Origin of the sequence: Aquimarina pacifica, assembly GCF_000520955.1 — a bacterium.
Lineage (GTDB): Bacteria > Bacteroidota > Bacteroidia > Flavobacteriales > Flavobacteriaceae > Aquimarina > Aquimarina pacifica.
This window is the reverse complement of the sequence record NZ_JACC01000127.1, coordinates 1-491: the sequence shown is the minus strand read 5'-3', so window position 1 is coordinate 491 and position 491 is coordinate 1. Positions and strand designations below refer to the sequence as shown.

Below are 491 nucleotides of genomic sequence, written 5' to 3'. Positions count from 1 at the left end.
TCTGGCATACTATCTGGATCAAATTGATCACTCGCTGTAATTTCTGTTGTATTCAAATATTCGTTTGCTACTCCCGTTGGAGCTAATACTTCTACATCATATGTTAAGGTAAGACTTCCTGACGCTGCAGTTAAGGATAATCCACTCCAACTAATTGTATTACCTGTTAAGATACCTCCATTACTAATATTGGTAATACCTGTATATCCGGATGGAACAATATCTTCTATCGATATACCTGTCGCATCGTCTGCTCCATTATTGGTAAGTGTAATCTCAAAGGTAATTACATCTCCTACATTGAGAGGTAACACTGTCCCTGCATTTTGAACTCCCTTGGCAAGCTCTAAATCTGCCTGTGCCGGAACAACTGTCTCCGTATCTTCATCATCATCATCGCCGCCTGTTGATGGATCATTGTCGCCATCTACATTATCTTCATCAACCGTCTCATCTGTCGTTGGATCACTGTCTGGATCAAACTGATCACT

General features: G+C 40.7%; 1 protein-coding gene. It reads right to left on the bottom strand.

What is annotated here, in order from left to right; translation table 11 throughout:
- Positions 1-491 (bottom strand): DUF11 domain-containing protein (locus DZ60_RS23835; RefSeq protein ID WP_034230549.1); only part of this gene is annotated, 491 nt, incomplete at both ends.